The 16,228-nt window shown below is 39.3% G+C and carries 9 protein-coding genes and 1 pseudogene; all 10 read left to right on the forward strand.

Going from position 1 to position 16,228, the window contains the following annotated elements; all coding sequences use genetic code 11:
* Nucleotides 1-105 precede the first annotated feature (105 nt).
* The 10 genes and pseudogenes from M3226_RS08835 (at nucleotide 106) to M3226_RS08880 (ending at nucleotide 16,179) form a co-directional block, all read left to right on the forward strand.
* Complete coding sequence (locus M3226_RS08835; protein ID WP_251564460.1) at nucleotides 106-2,949, forward strand: alpha-L-rhamnosidase; 2,844 nt, start codon at nucleotides 106-108, stop codon at nucleotides 2,947-2,949.
* Nucleotides 2,950-3,202: 253 nt separating this feature from the next.
* Nucleotides 3,203-4,798 (forward strand): glycoside hydrolase family 43 protein, encoded by a 1,596-nt coding sequence (locus M3226_RS08840; protein WP_251564461.1) that lies wholly within the window; start codon nucleotides 3,203-3,205, stop codon nucleotides 4,796-4,798.
* Between the two features lie 45 nt (nucleotides 4,799-4,843).
* Nucleotides 4,844-7,372 (forward strand): glycoside hydrolase family 3 N-terminal domain-containing protein, encoded by a 2,529-nt coding sequence (locus tag M3226_RS08845; protein WP_251564463.1) that lies wholly within the window; start codon nucleotides 4,844-4,846, stop codon nucleotides 7,370-7,372.
* Nucleotides 7,373-7,481: 109 nt separating this feature from the next.
* Nucleotides 7,482-8,354, forward strand: a complete 873-nt coding sequence (locus M3226_RS08850; RefSeq protein ID WP_251564464.1) for a sugar phosphate isomerase/epimerase family protein — start codon at nucleotides 7,482-7,484, stop codon at nucleotides 8,352-8,354.
* 21 nt (nucleotides 8,355-8,375) lie between these two features.
* Nucleotides 8,376-9,473, forward strand: coding sequence for a Gfo/Idh/MocA family protein (locus tag M3226_RS08855; protein WP_251564466.1), 1,098 nt, complete (start codon nucleotides 8,376-8,378; stop codon nucleotides 9,471-9,473).
* A gap of 158 nt (nucleotides 9,474-9,631) precedes the next feature.
* Nucleotides 9,632-11,908 (forward strand): annotated as a pseudogene (locus M3226_RS08860) (glycoside hydrolase family 3 N-terminal domain-containing protein).
* 123 nt (nucleotides 11,909-12,031) lie between these two features.
* Nucleotides 12,032-13,156, forward strand: coding sequence for a chitobiase/beta-hexosaminidase C-terminal domain-containing protein (locus M3226_RS08865; RefSeq protein ID WP_251564469.1), 1,125 nt, complete (start codon nucleotides 12,032-12,034; stop codon nucleotides 13,154-13,156).
* An 11-nt stretch (nucleotides 13,157-13,167) separates the two neighbouring features.
* Entirely contained in the window at nucleotides 13,168-14,010 is an 843-nt protein-coding gene (locus tag M3226_RS08870) for a polysaccharide deacetylase family protein (RefSeq protein ID WP_251564471.1), read from the forward strand.
* A gap of 196 nt (nucleotides 14,011-14,206) precedes the next feature.
* A complete protein-coding gene (locus M3226_RS08875; RefSeq protein WP_285857773.1) occupies nucleotides 14,207-14,422 on the forward strand; it encodes an acyclic terpene utilization AtuA family protein in 216 nt (71 codons plus the stop codon).
* A 266-nt stretch (nucleotides 14,423-14,688) separates the two neighbouring features.
* Nucleotides 14,689-16,179 carry an ABC transporter substrate-binding protein gene (locus tag M3226_RS08880; protein WP_251564475.1) on the forward strand — a complete coding sequence of 497 codons (1,491 nt, stop codon included), beginning with the start codon at nucleotides 14,689-14,691 and terminating at the stop codon, nucleotides 16,177-16,179.
* The last annotated feature ends 49 nt before the right edge of the window (nucleotides 16,180-16,228 follow it).

Consider the following 16,228-nt stretch of genomic DNA (forward strand, 5'->3'; position numbering starts at 1 on the left):
ATTAAATTAAATAAAAGCGTTTGCTACAATAAATTTATGGCAAGATCAACTTGAATTAATAAAGATACATGTTTTATGAATACTTATGGAGAGGAAAAAGAAAACATGAGAATAAAAAATTTGAAAACAAACCGGATAACAAACCCACTGGGATTTGATTTAGGAAAGCCTCGTTTGTCTTTTGTTACATATGACACAACGGCTAAAAAACAATCAGCTGCGCAAATTGAAGTTGCCCTTGATGAGAAATTTGCGAACATTATTTTTGACACTGGAAAGAGTGTGGAGATTGATAGTCTTGCATTCGAACTTCCGATTAAATTAGAGCCATGTACACGCTACTTTTGGAGAGTAAAAGTTTGGGCGGATAATGGGGATGTAGCTGCTAGTGACACTGCTTGGTTTGAAACGGCCAAAATGGCAAAAACTTGGGAGGCAAAGTGGATTACACCAGATTTTGATAAGGAAATACACTCTGTGTTAAACAGGAATTTTGACCTGTCAAAGGAAGTTGTTTCTGCCCGTGCCTATGTATGTGGCTTAGGTTTATATGAAATGGAGATTAACGGTGAAAAAGCTGGGAATGAGTATCTTACTCCAAATTTCAACGCATATGACAAATGGCTGCAATACCAGACCTATGATATTACCAATCTAGTTAGAACGGGACAAAACTCTGTCGAAGTTAGTCTTGGAAATGGATTATACAAGGGCCGCTTTGGTTTTGAAGGCGGACAAACGGAAGTTTATGGTAATCAGTTTGCCCTTTTATGTGAAATTGTTTTAAACCATGCAGATGGAACAACGACCGTCATTCATTCGGATGACTCATGGAAAGCCAGAAAGAGCAATATCTTATTTAGTGGTTTATATGATGGTGAGATTTACGATGCAACCTTTACTGATGGTACGCCGTACAATGTTAAGATTCTTGACTCAGGATACGACAGACTAAAGGCAAGATTAAGCCTGCCGGTAGTAGTGAAGGAAGAGTTAAAGCCAATTGAAGTGATTAAAACTCCAGCTGGAGAAACAGTGCTGGATATGGGTCAGAACATGGTTGGCTGGGTTCAGTTTAGAACTAATGCTACAAAGGGGTCCGAAATTGTTTTACAGTATGCTGAACTCCTGCAAGAAGGAAATTTTTATCAAGACAATCTGCGTACTGCAAAGGCAGAGTTTAGGTATATCTCCAATGGAGAAGAATCAACGGTAAGGCCGCATTTTACTTATTACGGCTTCAGATATGTGAAAGTCTCCGGTTGGAACGGGGAAGTAAATAAGGATGATTTTACAGGATGTGTCTTGTATTCGGATATGGATCAAACGGGAAGTTTAGAAACTAGTAATCCATTGGTTAATAGATTATTCTTGAACGCCTTATGGGGTCAAAAAGGGAATTTCTTAGATGTACCAACAGATTGCCCTCAGCGAGACGAACGCATGGGCTGGACGGGTGACGCCCAGGTCTTTTCAGGAACAGCTGCCTTCAATATGGATACCTATGCTTTCTTCAGTAAATACGGTTATGACCTTGCACAGGAACAATCATCACTAAATGGAATGGTTCCAATGGTAGTCCCTATGGCAACTGTTAAAGGCGGCGGTTCAAGTGCATGGGGAGAGGCAGCTACCGTTATCCCGTGGAATGTTTATCTTCACTATGGAGATAAAGCGATACTCGAACAGCAATTCGAAAGTATGAAGGGCTGGGTAGATTTTATTAAGAGGGCAGACGAAGCTTCTGGTTCTAAAAGGCTTTGGACAACAGGTTTCCATTTTGGTGACTGGCTGGCATTGGATGGGGAGGACCCTAATTCTCCAATGGGTGGAACAGAAACAGCTTTTATATCCTCTGCCTATTATTGCTATTCTTCAATGCTCGTGGCTAAAGCAGCCAAGGTACTTGGCAAGAAGGAAATTGCTTGCGAGTACGAACTGTTATCAAATGAAGTAAGAGCGGCAATCCAAGCAGAATACTTTACTTCCACGGGACGACTAGCCTTGAATAACCAGACGGCGTTAGTTGTTGCCTTATTTATGGACCTTGTTCCAGATGAGCATCGAAACAGACTAGCTAATGATTTGCGTGAAAGATTAAAAAAGGACAAGAATCACTTGAAGACTGGTTTTGTTGGGACACCGTATCTATGCAGAGTGCTTTCTGAGAACGGAAACAATGATTTAGCTTATACGTTACTTTTAAATAAGGATTATCCGAGTTGGTTATATGCTGTCACAATGGGTGCGACAACGATTTGGGAACGCTGGAATTCCGTGTTGCCTGACGGCAAAATTAGCGGAACGGATATGAACTCTTTAAATCACTATGCTTATGGATCGATTGTGGAATGGATGTATCGAAACGTGGCAGGTATCAACCCTGTTGAAGATCAACCAGGCTTTAGGCATGTAAGATTGGCACCGCAGCCCGATTATCGATTGAAGTATGCTAATGCAAGATTGGATACTGCTGCAGGTTTATACGAAAGTCAGTGGGAGCTAAATGAAGAAGGACAGTTGAAGTTTAAGTTTGTTATTCCTTTTAATGCGACAGCTACTGTTGAATTGCCTGATGCTAAACTAGAAAACGTACTTCTGAATGGAAGGTCATTAAACGACTTAGAAGTTAGTGCAAGTCAATCAGGTAAACAGGTGCAGGTTGAGTTAAACAGCGGAACCTGGGAATTCTCCTATACGCCTGAAGTGGCCTATTTAAAATATTACAGTACACATTTGCCATTAAGTGAACTGCTTGGAAATGAAGAAGTAAAACATGTATTGGCGGATACAGTACCTCAAACTGCAGCATTTCCTCAGGAGATGATTGCCAACATAGGCCATCAATCCTTAAGAGAACTGTCCCATATGCCGTTCTTGCAAATTTCAGCGGAAGTTCTGGACGAGTTAGATGTGAAGCTTAATGAAATAAAAGTGATTGTGCAATAATAGCTTAGCCATTTAATAAAAAGAAAAAGGTCAGAATAGGACATTAAAAAGGTTTAGTGAGTAATAAGCCAAACACAACAACGTGTTTGGCTTTTGACCTTATAAGTAATTTAAAGTGTTATAAAAAGTCGGAAATTTGAAAATGATTAGTCGTATTTACAGTAGGAAAGGATTTTTATTTGTTCTATTCTTAAAGTAGAAAAGACTATTAATAAAGATTCCAAATCTAATAAAGATCGGACGTGATATTGAAATGATATATACTAATCCAATCATAAGCGGATTTCACCCTGATCCAAGTGTTTGCAGGGTTGGCAAAGATTATTATTTAGTAACCAGTTCGTTTGAATATTTCCCAGGCATACCGATTTTTCATAGTACAGATTTAGTGAATTGGAATCAGATTGGTCATGTACTAACTCGTGAAAGTCAATTGCCGCTGACCCGTATACATAAAATGGGACCTTCACAGGGAATATTCGCCCCCACAATCCGGTATCACAATGGACTCTTTTATGTAATTACAACCAATATCTCAACAACTAAGAATTTTTATGTATATGCTGAACATCCAGATGGCCCTTGGTCCGAGCCAGTATTCATTGAGGGCTGGGGCGGAATTGATCCATCCTTATTTTTCAATGAAGATGGAAGGGTTTACATAACTGGAACAAGCGCTTTTGGAAGTGGTGAAGCGGTGGGAATCTATCAGGCTGAGCTCGATATTGAGTCTGGACAACTGTTAACTGAGCGTCGGTTAATTTGGAAAGGAACAGGTGGCAGCTCCCCGGAAGGACCGCATTTATATAAAATCAATGGGTGGTATTATTTACTAATTGCCGAGGGCGGTACAGAATATGGCCATATGGTAACAATCGCAAGAAGCAGAAGTCCTTACGGGCCTTTTGAGGGCAATCCGAATAATCCAATTCTTTCGAATCGAAGTACGGATAAACCAATTCAAGCCACAGGGCATGCTGATTTAATCCAAGCATTAGATGGCAGCTGGTGGTCTGTGTTTCTAGGAATCAGGCCTGTCGGTTATCCAAAACGTCATCACATAGGGCGCGAAACCAACCTAGTTTCAGTCCATTGGACCGAAGGAGGGTGGCCTATTATGGGAGTAGAAGGGCATGCTGAAGTAGAAAATGATGCAAAGTCCCTGCCTTTAGGCCCATCTCAGCCATGGCAGGAGATAGAAGATTTTGATACCACCTCCCTTCCGCTAGAATGGAATTTTTACCGTAATCCGGCTCCAATCTCTTGGTCCTTAACGGAACGATCTGGTTGGCTAACCATTCGTGGTCAATCATGCACTTTGAATGATACAGACTCTCCCGCATTTGTGGGACGAAGGCAGCAGCATCTTAATTGTGAAATTTCTACCCTAATGGAATTTATCCCTAATGATGAGGGAGAAGAAGCAGGGCTGACTGTATTTATGAACGAGCATTATCATTATGAAATAGCTAAGATTCAAAAAGAAGGAAAATCTTTTATTCAATTCCGCCGTAGAATTGGTAGCATGTGGAAGGTGGAAGCAGAGGTGGAGTACGATTTGCCAAGGGTCATCCTTGGAATAAACGCCGATGATTTTAGTTTTACTTTTTCCTTTATGTCCTCAAATGGTGAAAAAATTACTTTAGGTAAAGGTGAAAGTTCCATGCTCGCATCTGAAGTTGCCGGTGGTTTTACGGGCCTGTTTTTCGGAATGTATGCGACTGGAAATGGAAAAGCATCCACTGCCCCAGCCCATTTCGACTATTTTAGCTATAAACCAGATGAAGATTCAAAACATGATTTATTAGCCGCTTTGACAGGTGGAAATACAGAGAATTCAGTTTTATAAACGTTTTCGCCAACGAATCTAGCTTTACTAATAGGAGGACGTAGCATGATAGGGACATGGAATACCATTTTGGAAACTCCACTGGCTAAAATGAAGGTTGTTTTTATAATCGAAAAAATAGACAATGCTTATTGCTTACAAGTCAAAACTGAGCCGATTCCATTAAACTTTGAATTTAATCTAGTAACAGTTGAAGGAGATGTCCTTCAGGCTGCAGGCAGGTTTAAACTTTTATCCGAGGAAAAGGTTGAAATTAACTTTACCTTTTCTGAAGAAACATTTACAGGCCGCATGAACCTTCACTCATTTGGCGAGCTGCAAATTAAGGGGCAAAAGGGAGAGGGTGATTCCATATCAGAGGCCTTATTAATGGAAGTGGAAAAATACCGAAACTCTGAAAATATAGTTGAAAGAACTAATGAAGAAATCCAAGAAAAAGTTAATCAACTAGTTGCTAGGATGACAGTTTTAGAAAAGGTTGGACAAATGAGTCAATGTATGGCTTCTAATTTCTCCTTTGGTAGAGATATTGAAGCAGATCCCCCAGAGAAATTGGTAGAGGACGGAAGAGCTGGTTCCATTTTAGGAGCATTTGATATTAATAGAGTGTTTGAATTACAAAAAATTGCTGTAGAAAAATCACGATTAGGAATCCCTTTACTATTTAATGCTGATATTATTCATGGCTATCAAACGATTTTTCCTGTTCCATTAGCCTGGGCATCAAGCTGGGATTTGGAAGGAATCAAAAGGGCGTGTGCCATTTCAGCCAAAGAAGCGTCTGCATCAGGAATTACATATAATCATGGCCCGATGGTGGACATCACAAGGGATGCCAGATGGGGAAGAGTGGTTGAAGGCGCAGGTGAAGACCCGTACTTAGGATCTTTAATTGCAAAAGCTCAGGTAGAGGGATTTCAAGGGGATAGCCTCTTTAGTGAGGAAACAATTATTGCTTGCTTGAAGCACTTTATTGCCTATGGTGCAGCAGAAGGCGGCCGGGATTATAATACCGTGGACATTTCTCAGGGAACATTAAGAAATGTTTATCTCCCGCCATTTAAGGCAGGATTAGAGGCTGGAGCAGGTTCGGTAATGAATGCGTTTAATATTTATCAAGGAATCCCTGTAGCCGGCAATAAAGGATTGTTGAAAGATTTGTTAAGAGAAGAACTAGGTTTTGAAGGGATCCTGATTTCCGATTACGGTTCTGTCGATGAAATTGCTGTTCATGGAGCTGCCAAGGACAGTAAGGAAGCGGCAAAAATGGCAGTTGATGCCACTATGGATATTGAAATGGTCTCTACTTCTTATTTACAGTATCTGCCTGAATTAATTGAGGAAGGAAGAATACTAGAAAGTCAATTGGATGATGCGGTAAAAAGGATTCTTACTTATAAATTTAAAATTGGAATCATGGACGATCCATTCCGCTATATAAGACCAGATAAAGAAATGGAATATCATTTCTGTAAGGAACATTTGCAGGCAAGCCGGGAGCTGGCCCAAAAATCAATCGTCCTGTTAAAAAATAATGGGGTGCTTCCTTTAAAAAAAGAAAAAGGAAAAATTGCTGTAATAGGACCATTTGCTAATAATAAAGATTTATTAGGTCCTTGGCAGTTCTCCAGGTATAGCGATAAAACAGTTACTTTGATCGAAGGTCTGAAATCAAAATTCGTCAACCAAAGTAATCTTTTATTTGCAGAAGGTTGTAGAGTCGATAGCGAAATGGAAGGTGGAATAGAAGAAGCTCTTCAGCAGGCAAAACAGGCAGATGTAATCATTTTGGCGTTGGGAGAAAACAGTGTGATGTCTGGGGAAGCTGCCTCTAGGATGGATATAGAATTACCTGAAGCCCAAAGAAAATTAACTGAAGAAATGATCAAATTGGGTAAGCCTACTGTGCTTGTCTTAACAAATGGACGTCCACTGGTCCTAGAATGGTTTGATAAAAATGTAGATGCCATTGTTGAAACATGGTTCTTAGGATCGGAAGCAGGACATGCCATTACTGATGTACTAGTTGGAGATTATAATCCTTCAGGAAAGCTAACGATGAGTTTCCCTATCCAAACCGGGCAGGTTCCAGTTTATTATAACCACTTTAATACAGGAAGACCGTTAACGAAGAAAAATCAGCATGAGAAATTTATATCCAAATATCTTGATGGACCAAACGAGCCTCTTTACCCTTTTGGTTACGGCTTAAGCTATACAACCTTTACCTATTCGGAAATGAAAATCGATAAGAATCAACTGACAAAGACAGAAAAAATAAATGTTAGTGTCACCGTCACGAATACTGGATCCATGCCAGGGGAGGAGGTGGTTCAGCTTTATATTCAGGATCTCTACGGCAGTGTTGTACGCCCAGTTAAAGAACTCAAAGGATTTAAAAAGGTTGATTTACATCCTGGTGAAAGTAAGGATGTAATTTTCACAATTACCGAAGAGGATTTGAAATATTATACTGCTGACATGAGGTATCAAGCGGAGGCAGGAGAGTTCAAAGTTTACATTGGTTCCAACTCGAAAGTTGTGAAAGAAGCGTCTTTTGAATTAGTTTGTTAATTTTTAAAAAAACAATTATAGCAAGGATTTGGAGCTGTGAATTAATAGTGAATTAAGAAACTTTCGAGATCTGAGTTTACAAATAAAAAAGAAATGGGGAAGTTACGTGATGGAAATTGGATTAAATCTATTTTCAGTGTTCAGAGAGTTAAACGAAGATTATTTCGGTACCTTAGAAAAGGTAGCTGAAATAGGTTACAAAAATGTAGAGTTGATTTCTGCTAATTTTGCTACGGGTGAACGGTTTACTGATACCTTTTCCCTTCCTTTAATAAAACAAAAGTTTGACGACTTGGGATTAAAAGCATTTGCAGCACATGAAGGTGTTGCTCCAGGCAAGGCGCTGCTTGATGCCGATTGGGATAAGATTATTGAAGAAAATGCATTACTTGGATGTCAGTCAATTGTTTTCCCAATGGCGTTCATATCCGGACGTGAGGACACCCTTAGAACAGCAGAACAGCTTAATCAATTAGGAAAGAAGTGTAAGGAAGCGGGGTTAAGCTTTTATTATCATAATCATGCACATGAGTTTAAGAGAATTGGAGAAACCTCCTTATTTGAACTTCTAGTCGAAAATACAGATTCAGAGAACGTAAAATTTGAACTTGACCTTGTTTGGGTGATGAGAGGTGGATATGATCCGATTTCATTGCTTGAAAAATTGGGTAATCGCTGTGACATAATCCATCAAAAGGATTTAGGTAAACATGTCAATCCGGTTAACATATTTGCCGCTTTAAGCCAAGAGGATAACCAAGATACGATGAAATTATATACAGAAATTGTGAAGCCAAACGATTTCGTTAATCTCGGTACTGGTATTGTTCATTTTCAAGAAACATATCAAACGCTGAATGAATTAGGATATATCCGTTATGCCATTGTGGAAAACGAAGGACAGCTTGGAAATAAATTTACAAGCATTGCGGACGATTTAAAAGTGATGGAGAACTATGTGCAAGGATTTATCAAAAAATAATTCAAGAGGAGTGTTTTTCATATGTCCAAGAAGTTGAAAATTGGTATTATCGGCTGTGGTGGAATTGCTAATCAAAAGCATATGCCCTCATTGGCAAAGTTAAGTCACTTAGGAGAAATGACTGCCTTTTGTGACGTGGTTGAGGAAAGAGCCGTTACAGCAGCACAGCAATTTGGCACCGAACAAGCAAAAGTTTATAGCAATTATAAAGAGCTATTACAGGATGACTCGATTGATGTTGTGCATGTACTTACTCCAAATTTGCAACACTCCTTTATTACTATTGATGCACTAGAAGCGGGAAAGCATGTTATGTGTGAAAAGCCAATGGCCATTAATTCTAAAGAAGCCCAGGAAATGATTGATGCAGCTAATCGGACAGGCAAGAAACTGACAATAGGCTACCAAAACCGTTTTCGGGATGATTCAGAAGTATTGTACAAGGCCTCAAGAGAAGGTGAATTCGGCGATATTTATTTCGCAAAGGCACATGCCATACGAAGAAGAGCTGTTCCTACATGGGGTGTATTTCTAGATGTAGAACAACAAGGGGGAGGACCTCTAATTGATATTGGTACTCATGCATTGGATTTGACTCTTTGGTGTATGGACAATTACAAACCGCAATCTGTAACAGGATCAGTTTTCTATAAGCTTGCAGATAAACATGAAGGTAATTTATTCGGTCCATGGGACCCGGAAACATTTAAAGTAGAGGATTCTGCTTTTGGATTTATTAAGATGCAAAACGGAGCCACAATCATTCTAGAATGTGCGTGGGCACTAAATACCACGGATGTTCGTGAGGCGATGACTTCGTTATGTGGTACTGAGGGTGGCGCAGAAATGAAGGCATTACCAAAGTCACCTACAAGTGAGCTAGTTTTCAATAGCGCGAAATACGGTAAGTTGGTGGAAACCAAACCAGCGACTGGCGGGGGGATTGCCTATTTTGATGCCGGTGCGGAAGAACCTGGTGTAAAAGAGGCGAGACAGTGGCTCGATTGCATTATTCATGATACAGAGCCACTAGTTAAACCGGAACAAGCATTAGTTGTCACACAAATTTTAGAGGCAATCTATACCTCGGCAAAGACAGGAAAAACAATCGAATTCTAACCAAAGTGTAAAAAAAAGAAATGGGGGATATTGAAATCCTCCTTTTCTGAGAAAATAAGAAAAAAATTTCGACTTTAAGAATTGTCCAGCCACAGCGCCCTTCGTCATTATGAAAGTTATTCTTAGTTGAAATAACAATATAGTTGGGAGGATTTTGAATGAATGATCATAAAGCGTTAATTAATACTGAAGACCAGATTAAATATATTGAAAATAATGATGGACCAACGTTAGGTTATTCAGAAACCTCTGGGGTTACCATTATCCAAAAAGATGGATATTTTTTTTAGGATTTAAACAAAGACGGAAAAATAGATAAATATGAGGACTGGAGGTTAACTCCTGAAGAAAGAGCAAAGGACCTTGCATCTAAAATGACAATTGAGCAAATTGCCGGACTCATGCTATACAGCAGGCATCAAGCCGTACCGGCAGGGAGTAAGGGCTGGTTTGCTGGTACATATGGAGGCAAATCTTACGAAGAAAGTGGTGTAAAGCCATGGGACTTAACCGATGAACAAATCGAGTTTCTATTTAAAGATAATTTGAGACATATCCTTGTAACAACTTTAGAAAATCCTGAAACGGCTGCGCGCTGGAATAACAATATTCAGGCATTTGCAGAAGGAACAGGGCTTGGCATCCCAGCAAACAATAGCTCAGACCCACGACATGGTTCAGATTCGAGTACCGAATTTAATGCAGGAGCAGGCGGTAAAATTTCCATGTGGCCTGAGCCGCTGGGGCTTGCAGCTACATTTAATCCAGAAATAGCAGAAAAATTTGGGGAAATTGCCTCAAAGGAGTATCGGGCATTAGGGATTACAACTGCTCTTTCTCCCCAAATTGATATTGCAACCGATCCACGCTGGTTCCGTTTTAATGGAACCTTTGGGGAAGATTCACAGCTATCTGCAGATATGGCTCGTGCGTATGTGGTCGGGTTTCAGGATTCATCGGGTGATAAAGAAATTGCCGAAGGCTAGGGTTACGACAGCGTCAACGCAATGGTAAAACATTGGCCCGGGGGCGGCTCTGGCGAAAGCGGAAGAGATGCCCACTATGGATATGGTAAGTATGCCGTTTATCCAGGTGGTAATTTTGCAGAACATTTAATTCCATTTACAGAAGGTGCCTTTAACTTACCTGGTAAAACAAAGATGGCTTCTGCTGTTATGCCTTATTATACCATATCAGTTGATCAAGATCCGGTTAATGGGGAAAATATCGGTAATTCTTATAACTCTTACTTAATTAATGAGTTGCTTCGAAACAGATATGGTTATGATGGTGTTGTTTGCACGGATTGGATCATTACTGCCGATGAACCGGAGAATATTGATACATTTGTCGGCGGGAAGCCATGGGGTGTCGAAGAACTGTCCGTTTCAGAACGACATTACAAATTAATTATGGCCGGAGTCGATCAATTCGGAGGAAATAATGAAGCTGGCCCGATTTTGGAAGCGTACCAAATGGGCGTTGCTGAACATGGTGAAGCGTTTATGCGACAACGCTTTGAAGAATCGGCAGTACGTCTATTAAAAAATATCTTTCGTTTAGGTCTTTTTGAAAACCCTTATCTAAAAGTAGAAAAAACTGTCCAAGAGGTTGGGAAACCAGAGTATATGCAGGAAGGATATGATGTGCAGCTAAAGTCTATTGTTATGTTGAAAAACAAGAATCAAATACTGCCATTAAGTAAGGGCAAGGCAGCATATATTCCTAAAAGATTTACGCCTGCCGGCAAAGATTGGTTTGGTAATCCAACACCTGAAAAATACGAATATCCAGTTAGTGTCGAAGTGGCAAAGAAATATTTCAAGGTGACAGATAACCCAGATGAAGCAGATTTTGGTCTGGTTTTTATCAGTACACCAAAATCAGGAACAGGTTATAGCCATGAGGATGTGAAAGAAGGAGGTAATGGGTATGTACCAATCAGCCTTCAGTATAAATCTTATACGGCGAATTTTGCCCGCGAAAAAAGTCTTGCAGGTGATGCGCGTCCGGGTGACGTTTTAAACCGATCTTACAAAGGGAAAACGGTGGTACCAAGTAATACAACCGATTTGGATATGGTGTTAGATACAGTTGAAATAATGAAAGGCAAACCGGTAGTAGTTTCGATTTTGTTATCAAACCCGACGGTTGTCGAAGAATTTGAAGGTAATGTTGATGTTATTCTTGCGAATTTCGGAGTACAAGATCAAGCGATTTTTGAGATTTTAACAGGCGGTACTGAACCCTCAGGTCTTCTGCCAATGCAAATGCCTGCCAGCATTAAAACAGTCGAAGAACAATTGGAAGATGTGGCTCACGACATGGAATGTCACGTGGACACTGAGGGAAATAAATATGACTTTACCTTTGGTCTAAATTGGTCTGGCAAGATTCAGGATGAAAGAACCGAAAAATATCAAAAAAACAAATAAAATTACAATTAAAATTACAGTTACAATTACAGTTACAGTTACAAAAAACTTTAAAACTAATTATCTATAACTTCGATCCCAGAAAGTGCATTAAAAAGTTTTATAAGGGGGAAAGGAAGACAAATGAAAAATAGAAGATTAAGAAAATTAATTGGTTTACTAATGTTAGCTTTACTTATTTTTCCATCATATACTATCACAGCCTTTGCAAAGGATACTGATAATAGAGGGAAAGTTGCCGCTCCAACTCCCTCTTTGCCACCAGGAGAATACTATAAATCACAAACTATTGAATTAGGTTCTGTTACACCAGGTGTTAGTATTTACTATACGCTTGATGGAAGCATTCCAACAAAACAAAGCCTCTTATATACTGAACCAATTACTATAAGCCAAAATACGGTCATAAAGGCAATTGCTATAAGGGGGAACGTTAATAGCAGCGTATTAGAAGTTACCAATGGAAAGACAAATAGTGAGGTGGTTGATTTGACTTATACATTTGTAACAAGAGAGTCCATTGCTGATAAATTTTTAAAATTAACTTATAACTCAATGCCATATCGTCTTTATGTACCTGAGAATTACGACCCAAATAAATCTTATCCACTAGTACTATTTTTACATGGCGGCGGGGAACGTGGAACGGATAATGTAAAGCAGATTACTGCTAATGATGGTGCAGTTATTTGGGCTGCACCTGAAAATCAAGCTAAACATCAGGCCTTTGTATTAGCTCCACAAGCTCGAAACGTACCTGATGGTGGATTTGGAATAACTCGGGATTCCGATAATAATATCAATTTAAGTCGAGTTTTTGAGTTTTCTACAGACCTTGGGACGGCCTATGAAATCCTGCAGCATGTTAGAAATAATTATAATATTGACAGTAACCGCTTATACTCAACAGGATTGTCCCAGGGGGGCTTTGGTACGTACAATTTAAATATGAAGTATCCGGATTTGTTTGCTGCGATGGTACCAATCGCGGGCGGTGGTGATCCAGAAAAGGCTTATTTACTCGGAAATAAACCAATATGGGAATTTCATGCTGTGGATGACAGCGTCATTCCGGTATCTTATTCTCAAAATATAATTGAGGCTATTCGAAATGCTGGGGGAAATCCAATTTACACCGAATATCCAGCTGAATTCAAATATAACCATGGTTCGTGGGTACCAGCTTACGAAAATAAAGAAATGATTGAATGGGTCTTTAAGCAAGAAAAACTTGCCAATGTAAGGTAGGTGTAGAAAAAATGTCAAATGAACGTTTTTTAATTCTCAATGCTGATGATTTTGGAATGTGTCATTCAACAAATGAAGCTATCAATACGCTATTTACGGAAGGAGCGATTACCTCCGCTAGTCTCATGATGACATGTCCTTGGACATTGGAAGCCATCCATCTTATTAAAAAGAATCCTTCGATGGACGTTGGAATCCATCTAACCCATACATCTGAATGGAATGCCTATAAATGGGGACCGCTTAGTTCAAATATGAATACTCTGGTGGACAAAAATGGGTATTTTCCTGCAGATACCGCTACTGCTTTAAAGCAGGCTGACCCTGACCAGCTTAGGGAAGAAGCAATCGCTCAGATAGAGTTTGCGCTTAAATCAGGGCTAGACCCCACCAACATTGATAATCACATGGGAAGTATGCACCATGTCATGGACATTCTGTTAGACCTTTGCGAAAGGTATCAATTGCCATTAAGATATGCCAAACAAGGTCACTCGTTCAGAACCCAGACAAATCATGAGGAAATTGTCACTCTTGCAGACAAAAAGGGGATACAATTGCCAGATCATATTGAAATGTTACCTTTTTTTGCACCTGAAGGAAAAGAACCAGCCTATCAAATCACAAAAGAGGCAGCGATTAACTGTATTCGCTCATTAAAACCAGGTGTAACGGAATTAGTCTTCCATCCGTCCCTGGATACCAGTGAATTAAAAGGCATCACGGAAACTTGGCCAATGAGGTGGTTTGAATTTGAAATATTTCGGGATGAAGAAATCCAGGAACTACTGCGTTCAGAGAATATACAACTGATACAATGGCGTGATTTGCGTAATCGACAAAGACAAATGTGATAAATGAGGCCCGAAATTTGGACGCTTGAAAAAAGTTCAATTTTTCGGGTTAACCTGTTTTTTGGAGGTTTTTTAACTTGAAAAAGATAAGAACAGGTTCCGGAGCCGGATATGCTGGAGATCGGATTGAACCAGCTTAAAAAGGGAAACTGGGACTATATTATTTTCGAATGTCTAGCAGAAAGGACCATCTCACTTGCACAATAGCAAAAACTCCTCGATCCAACAAAAGGATATAAAGAAACTACTAGAGTACCGTATGGAAAAGATACTCCCTTTATGTATTGAAAAGAATGTAAAGAGTATCACCAATATGGGGGCAGCCAACCCTTTGGCAGCCGTAAGAGCAACAGAAAGACTGGCAAAACAATTGGAAATCAAACAGCTCAAGATGCAGCAGTTCTTGGGATGATGTTTATCACAATGTTGAAAAATACTTGGATTATACGGTAATTGAGACAGGTGAGAAACTTTAATGAGTGATAATAATCCATAAGAAAAGCCGGTATTCGGTAGAAAAGTCGGAAAATTGAAAATGATAAGTCGCTTTTTTAGTAAGTCTATCTTTGTATTCTCTTTTAAAATGAAGGTAAGAAGGAGATCATATCAAATTCTTAAAAAATATTTTGATAGCGTTTCCAATGTGCGTGATCAAAATCAAAAATAAGGGGGAAAACAATGGGTAAGGGTAAATTTTTTGTCAGATTTATCGTGGTCATAATGTCAGCTTTTTTAATTCTGACCGGATGTTCCTCGAAGCAAAGCGGCACTGCTAGTAAAGGTGATTCTAATGGAAAAGGCGAACCGTATCAACTGACAATGGCATACCTAGCCTTTACAAAAATTGACGATTTGCCATTGGTTCAAAAGGAAATCAATAAAATTACCAAGAAAAAGATCAATGCAACCGTTAAACTAATGCCAATTAACGGCTCCGCTTGGTCGCAGCAATCTAACCTGCTGCTGACAGGAAATGAAAAACTCGACTTAATCGTATCCTCATCATTCTTTGGCTATAATACATCTGCTGTCAAGGGGCAATATCTTCCGTTAGATGAACTTCTGGAGAAATACGGTAAAGGGATTTTAGAAGCAGTGCCTAAAACGCTTCTTGAAGGAGACAGAGTGAACGGGAAACTCTATGCAGTCCCAAGTGCAAGAGACTGGGGCGTCGATTATGGTTTTGTTATGAGAACGGACATTGTGGATAAATATAACATTGACCTTTCTCAGGTAAAATCCTTTTCGGATTTAGAGAAGGTGTTTAAAGTTGTCAAAGAAAAAGAACCAACTTTAGCCCCAATTGTTAATACAGGTGCCATCACAACGACAAGCGTCTTAAATGGCGGAAAGTATGATGTTCTTGGTGATGGCTTGGGCGTCATGTCTTTTAAAGACAAAAAATTTATCAATATGTTTGAAGATCCAGATTATAAGGATTCAGTAGCATTAACAAGAAAATGGTTCAAAGCAGGGTATGTCATGAAGGATGCTGCAACATCACAAGAAGCAGCAGCTAATATCGTAAAAGCAGGAAAAGGGTTTGGTTACTTTTCTCATATGAAGCCAGGTTTTGAAGTACAGGAACAAGGAATCACAGAGCATGAAATGGTAGCTGTTAGATTTACAGATGTTTACTCTTACACTGATTCTGCTACATCCTTTGGGATGTCCATTGCGAGAAACAGCCAAAATCCAGAAAAAGCAATGGAGCTTATGAACTTACTTTACACTGACAAAGACATTATGAATTTAATTGCAAATGGTATTGAAGGGAAGCATTACGTAGTTAAATCAGATGGAACTATTAAATTACCGGATGGTGTTAAAGAATCTAAATATGTTTTTGGACAATGGGAAATTGGAAATAATTTCCTAACCTATCCTTGGGAAGGAAACCCGCCAAATTATTGGGAAATTTTTAAGAAGCACAACGACTCTGCTATCTTCTCTCCAGCTTTTGGTTTTACATTTAATCCAGATCCAGTAAAAACAGAAATCGCCGCAGCAACAAACGTACTTAATCAATATAAAGTAGGGATTGAATCAGGTACATTAGATCCCAATAAGAGCTTACCAGAATTCAATAAAAAGCTGAAACAAGCAGGTTTGGAGAAAATCATCGCTGAGAAACAAAAGCAATATGATAAGTGGAAGAAAAATAAATAATTTTTGATGGTTAGGGAGCTGGATTTTACTCCAGTTCTCTTTTTCTATA

It is taken from the genome of Neobacillus cucumis (assembly GCF_023715505.1).